Source organism: Bradyrhizobium sp. LCT2 (genome assembly GCF_009931255.1).
GTDB lineage: Bacteria > Pseudomonadota > Alphaproteobacteria > Rhizobiales > Xanthobacteraceae > Bradyrhizobium > Bradyrhizobium diazoefficiens.
Genome location: NZ_CP034432.1, coordinates 196,184 through 214,253, shown reverse-complemented (window position 1 = coordinate 214,253; position 18,070 = coordinate 196,184). Strand labels below are relative to the sequence as shown.

13 protein-coding genes and 2 pseudogenes are annotated in these 18,070 nt (G+C 65.0%); 9 read left to right on the top strand and 6 right to left on the bottom strand.

Going from position 1 to position 18,070, the window contains the following annotated elements; all coding sequences use genetic code 11:
* Positions 1 to 229 precede the first annotated feature (229 nt).
* Positions 230 to 322 (bottom strand): annotated as a pseudogene (locus tag EI171_RS01845) (transposase); the annotation flags it as partial.
* Between the two features lie 176 nt (positions 323 to 498).
* Here EI171_RS01845 and EI171_RS01840 point away from each other — a divergent pair.
* Complete coding sequence (locus tag EI171_RS01840; RefSeq protein ID WP_161532423.1) at positions 499 to 1,401, top strand: hypothetical protein; 903 nt, start codon at positions 499 to 501, stop codon at positions 1,399 to 1,401.
* Positions 1,402 to 1,577: 176 nt separating this feature from the next.
* Here EI171_RS01840 and EI171_RS01835 read toward each other — a convergent pair whose 3' ends face one another.
* From EI171_RS01835 to EI171_RS01825, 3 genes and pseudogenes are all read right to left on the bottom strand, one after another.
* Complete coding sequence (locus EI171_RS01835) at positions 1,578 to 1,898, bottom strand: hypothetical protein (RefSeq protein WP_161532422.1); 321 nt, start codon at positions 1,896 to 1,898, stop codon at positions 1,578 to 1,580.
* Positions 1,899 to 1,911: 13 nt separating this feature from the next.
* Positions 1,912 to 6,734 (bottom strand): annotated as a pseudogene (locus EI171_RS01830) (NAD-glutamate dehydrogenase).
* 475 nt (positions 6,735 to 7,209) lie between these two features.
* Positions 7,210 to 7,452: a hypothetical protein gene (locus EI171_RS01825; RefSeq protein ID WP_028175482.1), complete on the bottom strand. Its 243-nt coding sequence runs from the start codon at positions 7,450 to 7,452 to the stop codon at positions 7,210 to 7,212.
* Positions 7,453 to 7,637: 185 nt separating this feature from the next.
* Between EI171_RS01825 and EI171_RS01820 the strand changes: the two genes are divergently transcribed.
* From EI171_RS01820 to EI171_RS01790, 7 genes are all read left to right on the top strand, one after another.
* Positions 7,638 to 8,303 (top strand): Spy/CpxP family protein refolding chaperone, encoded by a 666-nt coding sequence (locus EI171_RS01820; RefSeq protein WP_202633092.1) that lies wholly within the window; start codon positions 7,638 to 7,640, stop codon positions 8,301 to 8,303.
* Between the two features lie 86 nt (positions 8,304 to 8,389).
* Positions 8,390 to 8,644 (top strand): DUF2933 domain-containing protein, encoded by a 255-nt coding sequence (locus EI171_RS01815; protein WP_039187214.1) that lies wholly within the window; start codon positions 8,390 to 8,392, stop codon positions 8,642 to 8,644.
* On the top strand, positions 8,644 to 9,321 hold the full coding sequence (locus EI171_RS01810) for an isoprenylcysteine carboxylmethyltransferase family protein (protein ID WP_161532420.1): 678 nt from the start codon (positions 8,644 to 8,646) through the stop codon (positions 9,319 to 9,321). Before EI171_RS01815 ends, EI171_RS01810 begins: the two co-directional genes overlap by 1 nt.
* A gap of 51 nt (positions 9,322 to 9,372) precedes the next feature.
* On the top strand, positions 9,373 to 9,615 hold the full coding sequence (locus EI171_RS01805; RefSeq protein WP_202633091.1) for a hypothetical protein: 243 nt from the start codon (positions 9,373 to 9,375) through the stop codon (positions 9,613 to 9,615).
* A gap of 58 nt (positions 9,616 to 9,673) precedes the next feature.
* Positions 9,674 to 10,381, top strand: coding sequence for an ABC transporter ATP-binding protein (locus tag EI171_RS01800; RefSeq protein WP_161532419.1), 708 nt, complete (start codon positions 9,674 to 9,676; stop codon positions 10,379 to 10,381).
* A 4-nt stretch (positions 10,382 to 10,385) separates the two neighbouring features.
* On the top strand, positions 10,386 to 12,749 hold the full coding sequence (locus EI171_RS01795; protein WP_161532418.1) for an ABC transporter permease: 2,364 nt from the start codon (positions 10,386 to 10,388) through the stop codon (positions 12,747 to 12,749).
* A gap of 2 nt (positions 12,750 to 12,751) precedes the next feature.
* Entirely contained in the window at positions 12,752 to 13,990 is a 1,239-nt protein-coding gene (locus EI171_RS01790; RefSeq protein WP_161532417.1) for an efflux RND transporter periplasmic adaptor subunit, read from the top strand.
* A gap of 171 nt (positions 13,991 to 14,161) precedes the next feature.
* Here the strand turns inward: EI171_RS01790 and EI171_RS01785 are convergent, their stop codons facing one another.
* The gene (locus EI171_RS01785) at positions 14,162 to 16,456 is read right to left on the bottom strand and encodes an MHYT domain-containing protein (protein WP_161532416.1); all 2,295 of its coding nucleotides are present in this window, start codon (positions 16,454 to 16,456) and stop codon (positions 14,162 to 14,164) included.
* Between the two features lie 189 nt (positions 16,457 to 16,645).
* Complete coding sequence (locus tag EI171_RS01780; RefSeq protein WP_011090707.1) at positions 16,646 to 17,209, bottom strand: TetR/AcrR family transcriptional regulator; 564 nt, start codon at positions 17,207 to 17,209, stop codon at positions 16,646 to 16,648.
* Positions 17,210 to 17,325: 116 nt separating this feature from the next.
* Here EI171_RS01780 and EI171_RS01775 point away from each other — a divergent pair, with 116 nt between their 5' ends.
* Entirely contained in the window at positions 17,326 to 17,982 is a 657-nt protein-coding gene (locus EI171_RS01775; RefSeq protein WP_038966091.1) for a glutathione S-transferase, read from the top strand.
* Positions 17,983 to 18,070 lie beyond the last annotated feature (88 nt).

Sequence of the window (18,070 nt, the reverse complement as noted above, 5' to 3'; positions counted from 1 at the left end):
CCATTGATAAAGCCTACCCACGGTAAACCGGCAGAGCTACAGCGCCCGCTTTCTCCCAGAAAAGCGGACAGCTGCGAACAAGCTATCTCCGCGATATCATAAGCAAGTTATCAAGTCTGGCGAGATTGCTCGTTTCGCGACAATTCGTCCCCGGTCGGCCGTCCCTTGGACATTCGAGAAGGCGTGAGCATCACGAGGTTTCTGCTGGTGGGCAGTTTTGCTCCCCCTCGGTGACACCCTGCTGGTCGAAGGCGATCAGGCGGCTGTTGGCGATGGCAACGCGGTGGGTGTAGCGCGACAGATCGGCGAGCATGGCCTCGGGCGCCGGCGGATCGCTAAACTACGTCCATCATAAACTCGGCGGAAACCGTTGGGGACGTAGGTAGCCTTCGGTGAGTCGATCCTCCCAGAAGCTTGAATTTGTATAACAATTTCAATTATATACGAGCTCGCGGTTTTGTTCTGAATGGCGCGCCATTTGCGGTGGTAAGTTGTCCCATGCGTCCTATCGATCGTCTGTTCTCCTGCCTCGCCCTGTTCCTTGCAATCGCAGCCGTCCCGGTCCTTCCCGTGCGCGCGGCCGAGACCTGCCCGTTCATCAGCGCCCAGGAGCTCGCCCGTGCGATGCCGGCGCTCAAATGGTCGCTGATTTCAAATCAGGACGGTCGCGGCTGCATCTACCAGGCCGGGCGCGGCGACACGATGATGTTGACCGTGTTCCGCAATCCCGACAAGGACCGCGCCAGGGAATTGTACGCGACCTTCGTCAAGACGCTTGGCGAGCGCATGCCGCTTAACGCAGTCGCCGGGATCGGCGACGAAGGCCAGGGCGGAACGAGCGCCGCCGGTGCGCAGCGCCAGGAGGCCTCGGTCGTCGCCTTGTCCGGCGACTACATCCTGCAGATCAGCGTCTATCCGATCGGCCGGCGTGCCGACGATGCGCTGCTCGGACCGATCACCGAAGCCGCGCGCGTTGCCATCGGGAATGTAAGCAAGAGCAGCGAGCGGTTCGGCAATTGCGAGTGGCTCACGGCCGCGGATGCCGACGGCTTTCTCGACGAGGGCACGCTGACGGTCCAGCGGACCGGCGCGGGCAGCTGCATGATGTTCGATCGCGAGGCCAACACCATGACCGTCGCGGTGATCGCGATCTCGCGCGACACCGTCATCAGCATGATGAAGCGCGCGGGCCCGTGCCAACACGTGGCGATACCCGAGCTCGGCAGTGAAGCGTTCGGCGAGCATTCCTGCACCAAGGGCAACGGCAACGCCGTCAACATCTATGTCTGGAAGAACGGCAGGCAGGCTTCGATCCTGTTCGCGCCGGTCAAGCCGCATCCGGAGTCCGGCTCGGTCGAGCGCCTGAAGGCGGTCGCCGGGCGAGTCTATGGAAAACTGTAACGGCGCCGCGTGACAGCGCCGGCGCACGCGCCCGTGGCTCGGCTGGATAGAGCGCCAGACTGCGCACAGTGGCACAGCGAAACAATAGTGCCCATCTTCATCGGCCGTGGCGCGCCATTTCCGCTTCGTGTGCGATGCCGCCAATCAATTGTGGCCTTTGCCGCGCTTGCCTTGGTCTACGGGATCCTTGCGACAACGTTGGGCCGGTTCTTCTCGAGCCAGGCGACGGCCTCGGGTCCATCGACGACGCACTCGAAGGTTTCCCAGGTCGGGTCCTCCAGGGATTCCGATTGCAGTCGCTTCGCCGCATACTCAACGAGGTCGTGCAAGCCTTCGTATCCACGTCGGTGCTCGAGGGATTCCGCAATCGCCGTGCTGGACCATCCTCGTTGGGCCAAATCGATGATGCTCGGAGCATCAGCCTCGTTGAACCACGGTGTGGCATCGAACTCGATACAGCGGACATTGTCGGCGGTATGGCACGTGGCGTGAATCATTGGATTCCTCCCTCTAGGCTTTGACCAGGTCCCCCAACAAGTTGGCCGCCACCATCAGCTTGGCGAGCGTCAGGCCGCCGGCAGAAATCTCCTCGACCGCGCGGCGGATGCGCGTCGCCTCGGGATGAGCCGCAAGCCAGGTCTCCACAGCCTGCTGACCGGATTGGCCGGTTGCCAGCATATCCGCGGTCAGGCGTCTTTCGGCCGCCGCGATCAGTTCGACGGCGCGGTCGATGGCCAGGCGTTCGAAATGATCGCTGACCGGCACGCTGCGCGCGGCGGCGATGATGCGGTCGAGACGGAAATTGGCCTCAGTGGCAAAGAACGTCGCAGTGGCATCGCGGATGCTGCGGCCGGTGCGCTCGGCGACCGTCACGATGTCAGGCGCCGAGACCAGGGCGTCGAGGTCCGCCAATTCGCCGGCGAGGCCGGTCGGGACGCCGGCATCGGTCAGCTCCTGCCGGCGCTTGCCGCGCGCGGCTTGCAGGTCCGGCGGCAGGGCGTCGTCGAGGGAGGCTGCGATCTCGCGGACGGCAGGGCCAAACCGGGCGTTGATCGCGCTCAGCCCATCCTTGAAATCGACATTGCGCACGTACCAGACCATGCGGGAGAGCAGGAGATCCTGGATCGTCGCGTAGAGGCTGAGCTGCAACTGCCCGTCGATACGTGTGTCGAGCGCGTCGATCGCGTCGTTGAGTCGCCTGAGCTCGTAGATCGCGTCCACCGCCACCTGCGCCATGACGATGGTCGAGATATCGGCGTCGGTCTCGTCGGTCAGGCGCACGATGCAGGCCGGGCCCCCGCGGTTGATCACGGCATTGACGAGACTGGTCGCGATGATCTCGCGTCGGAGGCGATGGTGCTCGACCGCGGTCGGGAATTTCTCGAGAACCTCGCGCGGAAAATACAGGGACAGTCGGCGGGCGAGATAAGGATCATCCGGCACGCCGGTGAGGAGCAGGTCTTCGTAGAGTGTCAGCTTGGCGTAGGCGAGCAATACGGCGAGCTCCGGCCGTGTCAGGGCCTGGCCGCGCCTCGTGCGCTCGGCGATCGCTGCATCGTCGGCAGGAATTCCACGGCACGGCTGAGCAGGTGACGCTGCTCGAGCGACTGCATCAGGCGGGTGAGGAAGCCGGTCTCGGCCACGCCCTTGCGTTCGGCAAGCGAGAGCGCCAGCGTCTGGAGGTAGTTGTTGCGCAGCACCAGCGTGCCGACTTCATCGGTCATCGCGGCGAGCAGGGTGTTGCGGTCAGCCGGGCTGAGGCGTCCCTCGCGCTCGGGGCGCGCCAATGCAATCTTGATGTTGACCTCGACGTCCGAGGTATTCACGCCGGCGGAATTGTCGATCGCGTCGGTGTTGAGCTTGACGCCCGTCTGCGCCGCTTCGATGCGGCCGCGCTGGGTGACGCCGAGATTGGCGCCTTCGCCGATCACCCTGGCGCGAACCTCGGTCCCGGTGATGCGGATCGGATCATTGGCGCGGTCGCCGGCCTGATCGTCGCTCTCCGCCGACGCCCGGATGTAGGTGCCAATGCCGCCGAACCACAGCAAGTCCGCGCGCGCCTTCAGGATCGCCGTCATCACCTCGAACGGTGTGGCCTGCTCCTTGTCGAGATCGAGCAGGGTGCGCACTTCCGGTGCCAGCGGGATCGCCTTGAGCGTGCGCGAGAACACGCCGCCGCCCCGCGAGATCAGCGTCTTGTTGTAGTCCTGCCAGCTCGATCGCGGCAGGTCGAACAGGCGCTTGCGTTCGGCGAAGCTGATCGAGGGATCAGGCGAGGGATCGATGAAGATGTCGCGGTGATCGAATGCCGCCACGAGCTTTGTCGCCGGCGAGAGCAGCATGCCATTGCCGAAAACGTCGCCGGACATGTCGCCGACGCCGACCACGGTGAAAGGCATGGTCTGAATGTCGGTGCCGAGCTCGCGGAAGTGGCGCTTGACCGCTTCCCAGGCGCCGCGCGCCGTGATCCCCATCTTCTTGTGGTCGTAGCCCTGGCTGCCGCCGGAGGCGAAGGCATCGCCGAGCCAATGGTTCTTCTCGGCCGAAATCGCATTGGCGATGTCGGAGAAGGTGGCGGTGCCCTTGTCGGCGGCGACGACGAGGTAGGGGTCGTCGCCGTCATGCCGCACGGTCAAGTCGGGCGGCACGACGACGTCGCCGTCGAGATTGTCGGTGAGTTCGAGCAGCGAGCGAACGAAGATGCGATAGGCTTCGGTGCCCTCCGCGAGCCACGCCTCGCGATCGGAGGGCGGCGGCAGCCGCTTGGGTACGAAGCCGCCCTTGGCGCCGACCGGCACGATCACGGCGTTCTTGACCTGCTGCGCTTTCACCAGGCCGAGGATCTCGGTGCGGAAATCCTGCGGCCGATCGGACCAGCGCAAGCCACCGCGCGCAACCTTGCCGAAGCGCAGGTGAATGCCTTCGACGCGGGTTGAATAGACGAAAATCTCATAGAGTGGTCGGGGAGGGGGCAGGTCCTCGATCTTGCGCGCGTCGAACTTGAAGGAGATCACCGGGCGCGGATGTCCGTCCCGGCCGACCTGCCATAAATTGGTGCGGATGGTCGACTGCACCAGATTGGTGAAGCGGCGCAGGATGCGGTCTTCATCGAGCGAGGCGACGGATTTGAGCTGCTCCTCGATTTCGGCAAGCAGAGTTGTCTCGCGCGCCGAACGCTCGCGATCGGTCAGGACGAGGCGCGGATCGCGGCGGGCCTGGAACAGCGCGACGAGGTTGGCTGTGATCGCGGCGTTCTTGCGCAAGGTCTCCCACATATAGTCCTGGGTGAACGGAGCGCGGATCTGGTGCAAATAGCGCGACAGCGCCCGGATGGTCGAGACTTCCCGCCAGCCCAGGGCCGTGCGCAGGATCAGGGCGTTATATCCGTCGGATTCGGCGCGATCGGTGACCACCGCCATGATTGAGGCTTCCAGGCGATGGCTGAATTCCCGGCTGATCTCGATCGGCTGGCCGTCGCTGGTCTCGATCGTCATGTCGTGCAGCCATACCGGCTCGGGCCTGTTGCCGGGCACGATCTGATAGGTGCGTTCGTCGACCACGCGCAGGCCGTGATTTTCGATCACCGGCACGCGATAGGACAGCGACAGCGGCGCGGCATCCGAGAACACCTTCAGGCCGAAGCGCCTGGGATCGTCCTCCTCGAAGCGGTGAACCGAAATCGTCACCGGGCGGGCCGGGGTGAGCTTCTCGATGGTGGCGATATCGGCGATCGCCTGTTCCGCCGTGGACACCTCGGTATAGCCGCCGGTAAAGGCCTGGGCATAGCGATTGGCGAGCATGCGCGCCCGCATGCCATCGGTCGACGCAGCCAGCGCGGCCTTCAGCTTGTCGGCCCAGGTCGCGGCAATGGCGCTGATCCCGGCTTCCAGCGCGGCGCGCTCGACGGCGGGGGTCTTACCTTCATAACGTCCGATGATGTAGTGGACGCGCGCCAATGCTCCTTCGGGGAAGGATACGTAGGAGGCCGACAGCGTCCCCCGGTAGGCCTGCGCCAGGAAGTTGGCGACGCGCGTGCGCACGTCGGTGTCGTATTTGTCGCGTGGAATGAAGACGAGGATGGAGACGAAGCGATCGAACTTGTCGACCCGGGCCAGCGCCCGGACGCGGGGGCGCTCATAGAGGATCAAAATCTCCATGACGAAATTGAAGAGGGTGTCGACGTCGACCTGGAATAGCTCGTCGCGCGGATATTCCTCGAGCATATGCATCAAGGCCTTGCCCGAATGGCTGTTCGGGTCGAAGCCGGCGCGCTGGAGCACCCGTGTCACCTTGTGACGGATATAGGGGATCTGTCGTGCCGAGCGCGTATACGCGCCCGAGGTGAACAGGCCGACGACACGCAATTCGCCCTCGAGCCGGCCGTCGGGCGCATAAAGCTTGATGCCGACATAATCCATCCGGATGCGGCGATGAACCCGGCTGTTCACATTGGCCTTGATGACGATCAGCAGGGTCGGCTCGCGCATGAACTCGCGAATTTCCGATGTCATCACCACCATTTCGTTGCCGCGGCGCAGGACCTTCGCATCGGGATCGCGCAGGATGCCGAGGCCCTCGGCGGTCGTGATGTCGTCCGACCCATCGCTGTCGGGCGAGAAGCGATATTCGCGCACGCCGAGAAAGGTGAAATTGTCGGCGCACAGCCATTGCAGGAACTGATTGGCCTCGGCGACCTCGTCGATCGGCAGCGGCGGCGGATTGGACGAGAAAGTCTTGATCGCGTCCTCGACCCGGTCGCGCATGGCGCGCCAGTCGACGACGCAGGCGCGCACGTCGCTCAACGTCCTGGTGAGGCCGTCAATCAGCCTGTCGCGGTCAGCGTCGGCGTCCAGGCGGGTGATGTGGAGGTGAATCAGGCTCTCTCGCGCGCCCTTTGCTCCCTCCGGGAGGGCTTCACCGTAGAAGTGCAGCAGCTTGCCCTGGTCATCGCGCTCCACCGCGATGATGGGGTGAGCGACGAGGGTGACTTCGATGCCCTGCTCGGCGATTTCCGCCATGGTGGAATCGAACAGGAAGGGCATGTTGTCGTTGAGAATTTCGAGCACGGAAATCTCGCGCCCATCCGGCATCATCGGATTGACGATGCGGATATCGGCACGACCGGCCGTGCGCCGCTGCACGTGCTCCCAGGCTTGCTCCGCCAGCAGGGCAAGCGAGGAGGCATCGTAGTTGGCGAGATCCTCGCTATTGGTGTAGCCGAACAGAAGCTCGGCAAAGGTCCGGGGCGCCTTGCCCGGCTGCACGCTTTGCGCCGCGTCGTGGATCAGAGTTGCCCGGGCCTTGTCGTCGCGCCATGCCATAGCGTCCTCCATATCCCGGCCGACGAACCGCAAGTGCGGTCAGGCGTTGTTTTTGGAGTGCGTCTCTTCGCGCGCCATCGTCTCGACCGTATTTCAATCGCGTCGGTCTTGCGGCCTTCGCGATACTAGCATCCCGAAGCCGCCATGGCGCGCAGAGTTATGAGGCGTGCTCAAGGCCGAAGTCGGCGGCGAGCATCGCTGCGCTGCGAGCGCTTGCAAAATCACAAGGAGTTTCAATTGTGTAGGAGTTCGTGGCTTGGTTCTGGATGGCGCGGTCGCCCAGTACCCATCTGCGAACCCGGCCTCGTTTCGGCTGGCCAACACCGCCTTTTCGAGCACATCTCTACTGCCCGTGATCCCGATCGAGGTGTCGTCGATTCGTCGGAGATCGGGTGGTCGGCTGACGGCAGGCCGGCCGAGCCGACCTGCCGAAACCGAGAAGCCCGCCGCGGCGGTGTTGCCGCCGCGAGAACGGGCGCGATCCTTATTACTTTTTGTCGCCCATGTGGTGCGGCGACGAAGCGGGGCCGCCCGTGTAGTGATGGCCACCGGACGCGCCGTCCTTCGAAACGCCGACCGTCTCCTTCTTGCCCATGTGGTGGGGGACCTCGGTCTTCGGACCACCGCTGTAATGATGGCCGTTCTTTTCCTTGTCGGTGGTCTGCGCCATCGCCGGCACCGCCAACAGGGAAACGATGCCGATCGCAGCCAAGAGCTTCTTCGTGATCATGTCCGTTCTCCCGGATTGTGGACCCGCCATCATGAGGCGCAGCCGGGCTTTCCGCTTTGAGGGATTGCAAGCAATGAACACTTGGTAATCCTGTCGCGACCGCGGCTTTGGTTGACGTGAATCAACTCGCATCAGGCGGCGATCGTCACAATCCATCCAAATGCCAGATCTCAGGAGGATTAACGATGCGAAGCCCCACGCTTGCGGCAGCTTTGCTGCTCACGATCCTCAGCAATCCCTCGTTCGCGCAATCGCCTGCCGAGCACCAGGGTCATCATCCTGACCAGAAGGAGGCGCCGGCAGCCAAGGCGCCCGCGGCTCCGGAGCCGCCGCGCGGCACCGGACCGTCCCAGGGCATGACCAGCGGCGGCATGATGAACATGATGGGCGGCAACATGCCGATGTCGGACATGATGCGGATGATGGGCATGATGCGACAGTCCGGCGACGGCATGGAGACGATCGATCGCGTGGAGGGGCGGATCGCTTTCCTCCGGACCGAGCTCAAGATCACGGACGCCCAGGCGCCGGCCTGGAACGCGTTTGCAGACACGCTACGCGCGAATGCCAAGGCCCTCGGCGAGCTGCGAACCTCGATGATGTCACAGGCCGGCTCCGAGCCTTTGGTAGACCGGCTGACCTGGCAGGAGAAATGGCTGTCCGCGCGGCTCGAAGCTACCCGCGCGATGAAATCCGCGTTGACCAATCTCGTCGGCAGCTTTTCCGACGAGCAGAAGAAGACCGCCGACGAGCTGCTCGCGCCGCAGATGGGCATGATGCCGATGATGTCGGCGATGCGGGGCGGAGGCATGATGGGCATGGGAATGCAGCCCGGCAAGCCGATGCAGTGAGGCCCTGCGGGACTGGCGCCGTTGATCTGCGTCAACAATGATGGCAGCCGCGCCTCTAGGCTACTAAGAGCCATAGGAGCGTGCAGATGTCGGTGCAGGATCATTCCGGGTATCGCGAGCGCCCTCGAGAGGGCTTGTCGGCCAAGGCCAAGGCCGGCCTGGTCCTGGTGGGATTTCTGGTCATCGCGGGCGCGCTCCTGTTCACCGAGCACAGGGCCCATGTGCTCGGATTGTTGATCTGGCTTCCGCTTCTCGCCTGTCCGCTGATGCACCTCTTCATGCATGGCGGACACGGTCACCACCATGGCGGCGGCCGCCCCAACGATCCAAGGAACGCGTGATGCACGATACCGCGCCCGCCTACGGTCTCTGGAGTCTCGTCATCGTCAATTCGGCGGTCTTCATCCTGTTCGCCTACAGCTTCTTCAAGCCGCAGACCGCCCGCGACTGGCGCTCGTTCGGCGCCTTCAGCGCATTTCTGGTGGCGTTGTTCGTGGAGATGTACGGCTTCCCGCTCACCATTTACTTCCTTTCAGGATGGCTACAGTCGCACTATCCGAACGTCGATTGGTTCTCCCATGACGCCGGGCACTTGCTCGAGATGATGTTCGGCTGGAAGACCAATCCGCACGCCGGACCGTTCCACATCCTGAGCTTCATCTTCATCGGCGCGGGCTTCGTCCTGATCTCCGCGGCGTGGAGGGTGCTGTACGATGCGCAGCAGACCCGGAGCCTCGCGACCACCGGGCCCTACAGCTACGTCCGGCACCCGCAGTACGTCGGTTTCGTGCTGGTGATGTTCGGCTTCCTGCTGCAGTGGCCAACGATCCTCACGCTGGCGATGTTTCCGGTGCTGACGATCATGTACGTGAAGCTCGCGCGCGACGAGGAGCGGGACGCAAGGTCGGAATTCGGGGAGGCTTATGCGAAGTACGCTACGGAAGTCCCGGGCTTCATACCGCGGTTGAGCCGAATCCTCGGGCAGGACTCGACCGGCAGCACCTATCGTCACGGTTGATACGGGGCGCCGACGATGCGCGACACACGGCATCGCTGGCGTCTATCCTCAATGCTGCCGCTCACCCTGGCCGGAACGTCCTTCCGCGACCGTCACGCCGTGGCTGGGCTCGGTGCCGGGGTCGCCGGCGCGCTCTCGATCGGGCTAATGGCCGTCGTCAACTTCTTGATCCATTCCGATTTCAAGTGGGTCCTGCTCGGCATGGCGCTCGTCTGGGCGGCGAGCATCGCAATGTTCGTCCGTCAATCCGCGGCTTCTCCGAGGGCGGTGGTCGGGCCACTCGCGAGACCCTGACTTACGTCAATACCGAAAGGGCGGATCCGGCCGACAATCACGTCCCGAAAGGGCAGCCATGCGTGAAGCCGTGTTCACAGCGGAGGGACTGACCAAGACCTACGTCTCGGGCGAGGTGATGGTGCATGCCCTCAACGACGTCGACCTCGAAATCGCCGAAAAGGAGGTGGTCGTGCTGCTCGGCCCCTCCGGCAGCGGCAAGACCACGCTGCTTAACATCATGGGCGGTCTCGACCGGCCGACCAGCGGCAGGCTGTTCTTCCGCGATCTCGACCTGACCGATCTCGAAGACCGCGAGCTCACAAAGTATCGCCGCGACCACGTCGGTTTCGTCTTCCAGTTCTACAATCTGGTGCCGAGCCTCACCGCCTACGAAAACGTGGCGTTGGTCACCGAGGTGGCCAAGAATCCGATGCGGCCGGCCGACGCCCTCGCTCTGGTCGGGCTCGAGGAGCGGATGCATCACTTTCCGGCGCAGCTATCCGGCGGCGAGCAGCAGCGCGTGGCTATCGCCCGTGCGATCGCCAAACGCCCGGCGGTGCTGCTCTGCGACGAGCCGACCGGGGCGCTGGATTCGAAGACCGGCATTCGCGTGATCGAAGCGCTGCTCGGCGTCAACCGACAGCTCGGCACCACGACAATTATCATCACGCACAACGCCAGCATCCAGCAAGTCGCCGACAGGGTGCTGTTCTTCGCCGACGGCCGCATCTCCAGGATCCAGAGGAACGAGACCCGTCGCGAAGCGGCCGAACTCATCTGGTGACCGCATGAAGGCACTCGACATCAAGCTGTTCCGGGACGTCAGGCGGATGTGGGCGCAGGTCCTCGCCATCGCGCTGGTCGTCGGAGGCGGCGTCGCCACACTGGTGCTCGCCGTCGGCTCGCATCGTTCTCTGGAAGAGACGCGGATCGCGTACTACGAACGCTACGGCTTCGGCGACGTGTTCGCCCAGGCGAAGCGCGCACCCAGGGCGCTCGCCGACACAATCGCGGACATTCCCGGTGTCGCCGCCGTCGACGCGCGCATCGCGAAGCTCGCGCTGCTCGACATCCCCGGCTTTTCCGAACCGGCCAGCGGGCAGTTCGTATCCCTACCCGACAACGCCGAGCCGCACCTCAATCGGCTGTACATCCGTTCCGGACGGCTTCCGGAGCCGGGACGGACAGAGGAGGTCGTCGTCAACGAGCCGTTCGCGCGGGCGCATGGGTTCTCCGAAGGGGCGCGGTTCTCGGCCATTCTGAACGGCAAGAAGCGTGAGCTCGTCATCGTCGGCACGGCCTTGTCCCCCGAGTTCGTCTACACCGTCGGCCCGGGCGACCTGATGCCGGACGACCGCCGCTTCGCCATCGTCTGGATGTCGGAGAAGGCGCTCGCAGGCGTCTACGATCTCGACGGCGCCTTTTCGGCAGTTTCGGTCAAGCTGCAGCCCGGCGCCGCCGAGCGCGAGGTCATCTTGCGGCTGGATGCCTTGCTCGATCCCTACGGCGGCCAGGCGGCCCACGGGCGGAAGGACCAGACCTCGCACGCCTGGCTCGATCATGAACTCGACATGCTCAACAACATGAGCCGCACGCTGCCGCCGATCTTCCTTCTGGTCTCCGCGTTCCTGGTCAATCTCACCCTCAGCCGGCTGGTCGCTCTGGAGCGCGAGCAGATCGGCCTCCTGAAGGCATTGGGCTACACGGACGGCAGCATCGTTCTGCACTATTTCAAGTTCGTCGCCATGATCGTGGCGGCGGGAATCGTCCTGGGCAGCATCGTCGGGACCTTACTGGGACTGCGCGTCACGGGGCTGTTCGGCGACTTCTTCCACTTCCCGTTCCTGGTGTTCGCGAAGGCGCCGGATCTGTATGTGATCGCCGGCGCGCTCAGCGCGGCCGCCGCGGCAATCGGCGCGTTGCGGGCGCTGCGCGAAGTCGTGAGGCTGGCGCCCGCAGTCGCCATGCAACCGCCGGCCCCTCCGGTGTACCGGCGGCTGCTCCCGGCGAGCATTCAGCTCGACGAAGTCGTGTCGCAGCCGACGCTGATGATGATCCGCAACATCGCGCGACACCCGGTCCGGGCCGCGTTCACGGCGCTTGGGATGGCGCTGGCCACCGCGATCCTGGTCGTCTCGCTGTTTACCCGGGACACGATGGAGCAACTGATCGACGTGACCTACTTCCTCGCCGACCGGCAGGACGCGACCATCGGCTTCGTCGAGAAGCGGGTCGAGAATGTCGTGGAGCAGGTGAACCGGCTGCCCGGCGTTCTCGCCGCCGAGCCGTTCCGCGAGGTGCCCGTCCGGATCCGCCATGGCAACGTCGAGCGCCGGATCACGATCAGCGGCCGGCCCGCCGGTGCCGACCTGAGGCGCATCATCGACGTCGACCTCCGGCCAGTCGCGCTTCCGGAGACCGGCCTCGCGATCTCCGGCATGCTCGGCCACATCCTTGGGGTCGCGGCCGGCGATACCGTCGAGCTCGATCTGCTCGAGGGCGCCCGACGTACCGTCACGATGCCGGTCGTGGCCACCGTCGAGGACTATTTCGGCATCAGGGGCATGATGGATATCGACGCACTCCGGCAGGTCATGCGCGAGGCCCCCGTCGTCACCAGCGTCAACCTCAGCCTCGACGAGAACCGGAAGGAGGACTTCTACGCGGCCGTGAAGTCCATGCCGACGGTCGCCGGTGTGGCGCTGCAGCGCGTCTCGCTGGCCAACTTCCGCAAGACGGTCGCGCTGCTCATCACCACGATGGCGAGCATCTACACCGGGCTCGCCGCCGTGATCGCGTTCGGCGTCGTCTACAACAACGCACGGATCTCGCTGTCGGAGCGGGCGCGGGAATTGGCGAGCCTGCGCGTCCTCGGCTTCACGCGCGGCGAGGTTCTGCGCATCCTCCTGCTTGAGCTCGCCATCCTGACGCTGGTCGCCCAGCCGCCCGGGTGGGTGATGGGCTACGGGCTCGCGTGGGTCATGAAGACGAACCTGGCCGGAGAACTGATGCGCGTCCGCCTTGTCGTCGAGCATTCGACCTACGTCTTCGCCACGTCCGTGGTGGTGCTGGCCGCTGTCGCCTCCGCGGTGGTCATCCGCGAACGCATCGATAAACTGGACCTCGTGGCGGTCCTCAAGACGCGAGACTAGCCATGTCGGCAAACTGGACCAAACGTATCATCGGTGCTGCGGCCCTGGCCGGGATCGCGGGCGGACTGGCGTGGTTCGCATGGCCCCGGCCGGTTCTGGTCGATCTCTCGACCGTCGCGAAGGGCCCGATCGAAGTCACGGCGGACGACGACGGCAAGACGCGCGTCCGCCACGTCTACACCGTCTCGGCGCCCATCGCAGGCAAGGTCCTGAGGATTTCGCATCCGTTCGGCGAGCAGGGGCCGTCGCTTCACGTCGGCGACGAGGTCGTCGCCAACCAGACCGTCATCGCCTTGATGCAGCCGACACTGCCGGGCTTCATCGACGTGCGCTCCCGCGACCAGCTTCAGGCGGAAGTTGCGGCCGCGGACGCAGCCATCCAGCAACAGGAAGCCGAGGTACAGCGGATCGGAGCGGCGCTGGACTTTTCCAGGACCGAGTTCCAGCGGGCGCAGACGCTGTTGCGGACGCAGTCCACCTCGGCCCAGGCTTTCGATAAGGCGAAGTTCGACGTGGCCACGAACGAGGCCGCCTTGGCGAGCGCCAAGGCTCAGGTCGACATGCGGCGTGCGGTACGCACCAGCCTGGCTGCCCGGTTGATGGATCCAGCCAACGCTGCCCCGTCGGCGGAGCCGACCTGTTGCGTCCGGGTACTCGCGCCGGCGAGCGGACGGGTGCTGAAGATCGTCCAGGACAGCGAGGCGACGGTCCTGCCAGGGACGCCGCTGGTCGATATCGGCAACCCGCTCGATCTGGAGGTCGTGGCCGACCTGCTCTCGACCGACGCCGTGCAGATCAAGGTTGGCGCGCCCGTCCGGATCGACGGCTGGGGCGGGCCCTCGATCAAGGGCAAGGTCGTGCGCGTGGACCCCGCAGGCTTCCTGAAGGTGTCGGCGCTAGGCATTGAGGAGCAGCGGGTACGGGTGACGATCGATTTCGTGGATCCGCCCGAAGTGTGGTCCCAGCTTGGCCACGACTACCGGGTGGTCGTCCATGTGACCACCTGGAGCGCCACCGATGCATTGACCATCCCGGTGAGCGCCTTGTTCCGAAAAGGTGACCAGTGGGCCGTTTTTGCCGACGAGAATGGACATGCCCGGCTCGAGCCGATCCAGATCGGTCACCGCAATAAACACGTGGCTGAGGTGATCTCTGGACTGGCTGTCGGCGATCGGGTCGTAGTGCATCCGAGCGATCGGATTGTGAGTGGCGGGAGAATCGGACGGCGGGAGGTGCCCTGAGCTCGTGCCTTGATACCTCGTGTGGCCGCAGCCGAGCGGTCTCCGTGCTCCAGAAGGCTGGCGCCATCTGCAGTGGGTCGTGTTTGGGTGCGCCATAAGTTGTATGGTCACTTCAATAACATACGAGTTCGCAGTCTTATTCTGGATGGCGCGCCGTTCATCATCAGGCAATCATGCGCTCTTCGGTCGAAACGCGACGACGGATCCGGCCGGCTCTTCCTCGCCCATCGCCGCCTCGATCGCCTTCGCAAGTGCGGCCTGGTCGAACGGCTTTGCCAGGCGCGGCAGGCTGGATCGCGTGTCGCTGGGGAGGTCCGCGTATCCCGTGCTGAGGAGGATGACCGTCTCCGGGCGCTCCGCTGCGATGGCCTTGGCAAGCTGCAGGCCGGTCATGCCGGGCATGGCATAGTCGGTCACGACCAGGTCGACGGTGCGGGTGCGGCGGAGCAAGGCCAGCGCCTCATCGCCCGAGCGCGCCTCGACCACGACGTGCCCGAGATCCTCTAGCATCGCTGCCGTGTTCTCGAGCACCAGGAGGTCGTCGTCGACGACGAGCACGGAAAGCTGCCGGCTGGGCCGGGCTACGGCTGCCGGAGCCGCTATGCGCAGGTCCGGCACCGCGGTCTCCTCGGCGATCGGCAGCCAGATGTCGGCCGTCGTGCCCTCTCCGGGACGGCTCTTCAAGACGAGCTTGCCGCCGGACTGCTCGGCAAGTCCGTGGACCATCGACAGGCCGAGCCCGGTGCCCTTGCCGACGCCCTTGGTCGTGAAGAACGGCTCCTGGGCGTGCTTGAGGATCTCGTCGCTCATGCCGCAGCCCGTGTCGCTCACCGAGAGCGCGACATAGCCGCTGCTCGAAAGGCCGCCTTCGCCCTGCTCCTCGCGTGCGGCGATGGTGATCTGGCCGCCGTCCGGCATCGCATCGCGCGCGTTGACCGCCAGGTTGAGGATCGCCAGTTCGAGCTGGTTCGCGTCGACCTTCACCTTCGGCAGATGCATCGGGAACCGCGTCTCGACACCAATCCCGGCCTCGAATTTCAGCAATGACGCCATGCCGCGCACCAACTCGCGGACGTCGACGACCGCCGGCCTGAGATCCTGCTTGCGCGCGAAAGCGAGCATGCGCTGGGTCAGGGAGGCGCCGCGCACCGCGCCCTGCATCGCGTTCTCCACCAGGCGCAGGATCTTCGGATCGTCCGTCGGCAGGCGCTTCTTCAGCAGTTCGAGGCTGCCGAGAACGGCCGCGAGCAGGTTGTTGAAGTCGTGGGCCACGCCGCCGGTGAGCTGGCCGATGGTCTCCATCTTCTGCGACATCATCAGTGCTTCGCGCGCGCGATCCAGCGCTTCCTGCGCCCGTCTCCGTTCGCTGACGTCGCGCACGATCTTCGCAAAGCCGGCGATTGCGCCGCTGTCGTTCCGGACCGCGACGATCGTTGCCTCCGCCCAGAAGCGGCTGCGGTCCTTGCGCACCCGCCAGCCTTCTATGGCGGACTTCCCCTCCCGCTCGGCTTCAACGAGCGCGCGCGCGGGCGCCCCGGCCGCGCAATCTTCCTCGGTGTGAAAAATGGTGTAGCTCGTCCCGACGATGTCGTCGCCATAGCCCATCAGCCGGCGCGCGCCGAGATTCCAGTTGCCCACGCGCCCGTCCGGATCGAGCATGAAGATCGCGTGGTCCGCGATGCCTTCGACGAGCAGCCGAAAGCGTTCTTCGCTGCGCCTCAGTGCGGCGGCCTCGCGTTGGGCGCGCTCCGCCGATGCCCTGTCATAGACCGCCGCCGCGATGCCGATGCTCAGGATCATGATGGTGATGCCGGCGAGCAGGAACGCGAGCGGCGCCTGACCGACGCCGAGATGGCCTGCCGGCCGGGCCATGGCGCTGGTCGGCAGGAACATGGCGCCTTCCATCGCGGCATAGTGCATGCCGGAGATCGCAAGGCCCATCACCAGGCCCGCGAACAGCCGCTGCACCGCGTTGGTGTTGCGAAAGGCGAGCCAGAGCGCCACGATCGAGGCGCTGATCGCGATCAGGATCGAGAGCACGACCCATCGGGGATCGTATTGGATGAGGGCCGCCATCCGCATCGCGGCCATGCCGGTATAGTGCATGCCGGAGATGCCAAGTCCCATCGCGAAGCCGGATGCGAGCAGCGCCTGCGGGCGTCGTCCGACAACGGCAAAGGCGGCAGCGGCGACGACGATCGGAATGACGAGCGAGAGCAGAGTCAGGAATGGATCGTAGGAGATTTCGATTCCAGGCAGGCTGAAGGCCAGCATGCCGACGAAATGCATCGACCAGATGCCGCCGCCCATAGCGATCGCCGCGGCGACCAGCCAGGATCGGCGGGCCCTTCCCGAAGCAGCTCGCATTCGGGTCGCCAGGTCCAGCGCCGTATAGGAGGCGAGGGCCGCGATCAGAATCGATAGCGCGACCAGAACGGGATCGTGAGAAGCCGCATGATGATGCATTTCGGCCAACGCTAGCCGAAGTTGCGTTCGGGCTTACGCATGAGGTCCTCCCCGACACCGAAATCGTCAGCGGCACCAAGACGGGCGCCGCAGGCGTCCACGACGTTCGAATCGGCCGCCATGGTGCACGCAATCCTGCGGTGCCGCCACTCTCATGGTGTCATCGCCCCGGCTCGCGGGAACCATCCGTCAGGCCGGCAGCAGACCGGCCGCGCGGTAGCTGTCGATCAAGGTGTCGTAGAGCGACAGATCCGAGCGGCTCCGCGCCAGGAGCTGGGCGCCGCCGATCGCGGCGAAGATCGCCCGGGCGCGCCGTTCGCTCTCCCCGGAACTGCTCGGAGCCGCAGCGGCCAGGACCTTGCTCAGCCAGGCGACATTCACATCGGCAAAGGCCTGCACCTCCCGCTTCACCGCGTCCGGCAGGTCGTCATGCTCGGCAGCCATGAAGCTGCACAGGCACATGCGGTTGCCGTTCTCGAGTGCCTTGCGAAAGACGTCGGGATAGCGGTGCAGGCAGCGCAGGGGATCCGGGGTCTCGGCCAGCATGGCTTCGAGCGCCGCCGCGGTGTCCTCCCAGTAGCGCCTGGCGACCGCTGCGCCGAGATCGGCCTTGCTCGGGAAATGATAGTGGATGCTCGCGGCCTTGATGCCGACCTCAGCGGCGAGATCGCGGAAGTTCAGGCCGCCATAGCCGTGCGCCTGTGCGGTGCGTCTGGCGGCCGCCAGGATGGCTTCCCGTGCGCTGGTACTCATGTCGCCGCCTCACCGCTTCGCTATCTACCAAGTGACAGATAGGCTTTGACCGCCGGGTTTTGAAGGCTATAAATGTCTACCAAGTGGCAGGTAGAGAGAAGCAAAGAGGTTTATCGATGAAGATTCATGATTGGGCCACCGGCCCTTACCCGGCCCGCGTCCGCATCGCCATCGCCGAGAAGAATCTGCGGCCGCGCGTCACGTTCGTGTCGGTCAACCTGTGGAAGGGCGAGCACAAGAAACCCGAGTTCCTCGCCAAGAACTACTCGGGCACGCTGCCGGTGCTCGAGCTCGACGACGGCACCTTCATCGGCGAATGCACCGCCATCACCGAATATCTCGACGCGCTCGACGGCGCTCCCGTGCTCACCGGCAGGACGCCGCGCGAAAAGGGCGTGATCCACATGATGAGCAAGCGCGGCGAGCTGGAGCTGCTCGACGCGATCAGCGTGTACTTTCATCACGCAACGCCGGGGCTTGGGCCCGAGGTCGAGATCTATCAGAACGCCGAGTGGGGCCTGCGTCAGCGCGACAAGGCCGTCAGAGGCATGCATTACTTCAACGGCATTCTGAAGCAGCAGCCATTCGTCGCCGGCGAGGCCTTCTCGATGGCCGACATCACGGTCATCGGCGGCTTGATCTTTGCGGAGCTCCTGAAGCTGCCGGTGCCTGCGGAGTGCGAGGCACTTCGCGCCTGGTACGCCCGGATGCAGGAGCGCCCCAGCGTCAAGAACCGGGTGACGATGTCGGAGCCGGCCGAAGCGTCCGCCTGACATCGGGTCCGCGCTACCCGCGAATGCCTGCAGAAGCAGGCGGGTCCGAACTTGTCCCATCGATGAAGCTCTCAGTGAAGCGGAGGAA

What these genes read in the sequence shown, in the direction of transcription:
- EI171_RS01840 (WP_161532423.1), top strand. Translation starts at nt 499, where the DNA reads ATGCGTCCTATCGATCGTCTGTTCTCCTGCCTCGCCCTGTTCCTTGCA.
- EI171_RS01835 (WP_161532422.1), bottom strand. Translation starts at nt 1,898, where the DNA reads ATGATTCACGCCACGTGCCATACCGCCGACAATGTCCGCTGTATCGAG.
- EI171_RS01825 (WP_028175482.1), bottom strand. Translation starts at nt 7,452, where the DNA reads ATGATCACGAAGAAGCTCTTGGCTGCGATCGGCATCGTTTCCCTGTTG.
- EI171_RS01820 (WP_202633092.1), top strand. Translation starts at nt 7,638, where the DNA reads ATGCGAAGCCCCACGCTTGCGGCAGCTTTGCTGCTCACGATCCTCAGC.
- EI171_RS01815 (WP_039187214.1), top strand. Translation starts at nt 8,390, where the DNA reads ATGTCGGTGCAGGATCATTCCGGGTATCGCGAGCGCCCTCGAGAGGGC.
- EI171_RS01810 (WP_161532420.1), top strand. Translation starts at nt 8,644, where the DNA reads ATGCACGATACCGCGCCCGCCTACGGTCTCTGGAGTCTCGTCATCGTC.
- EI171_RS01805 (WP_202633091.1), top strand. Translation starts at nt 9,373, where the DNA reads ATGCTGCCGCTCACCCTGGCCGGAACGTCCTTCCGCGACCGTCACGCC.
- EI171_RS01800 (WP_161532419.1), top strand. Translation starts at nt 9,674, where the DNA reads ATGCGTGAAGCCGTGTTCACAGCGGAGGGACTGACCAAGACCTACGTC.
- EI171_RS01795 (WP_161532418.1), top strand. Translation starts at nt 10,386, where the DNA reads ATGAAGGCACTCGACATCAAGCTGTTCCGGGACGTCAGGCGGATGTGG.
- EI171_RS01790 (WP_161532417.1), top strand. Translation starts at nt 12,752, where the DNA reads ATGTCGGCAAACTGGACCAAACGTATCATCGGTGCTGCGGCCCTGGCC.
- EI171_RS01785 (WP_161532416.1), bottom strand. Translation starts at nt 16,456, where the DNA reads ATGCATCATCATGCGGCTTCTCACGATCCCGTTCTGGTCGCGCTATCG.
- EI171_RS01780 (WP_011090707.1), bottom strand. Translation starts at nt 17,209, where the DNA reads ATGAGTACCAGCGCACGGGAAGCCATCCTGGCGGCCGCCAGACGCACC.
- EI171_RS01775 (WP_038966091.1), top strand. Translation starts at nt 17,326, where the DNA reads ATGAAGATTCATGATTGGGCCACCGGCCCTTACCCGGCCCGCGTCCGC.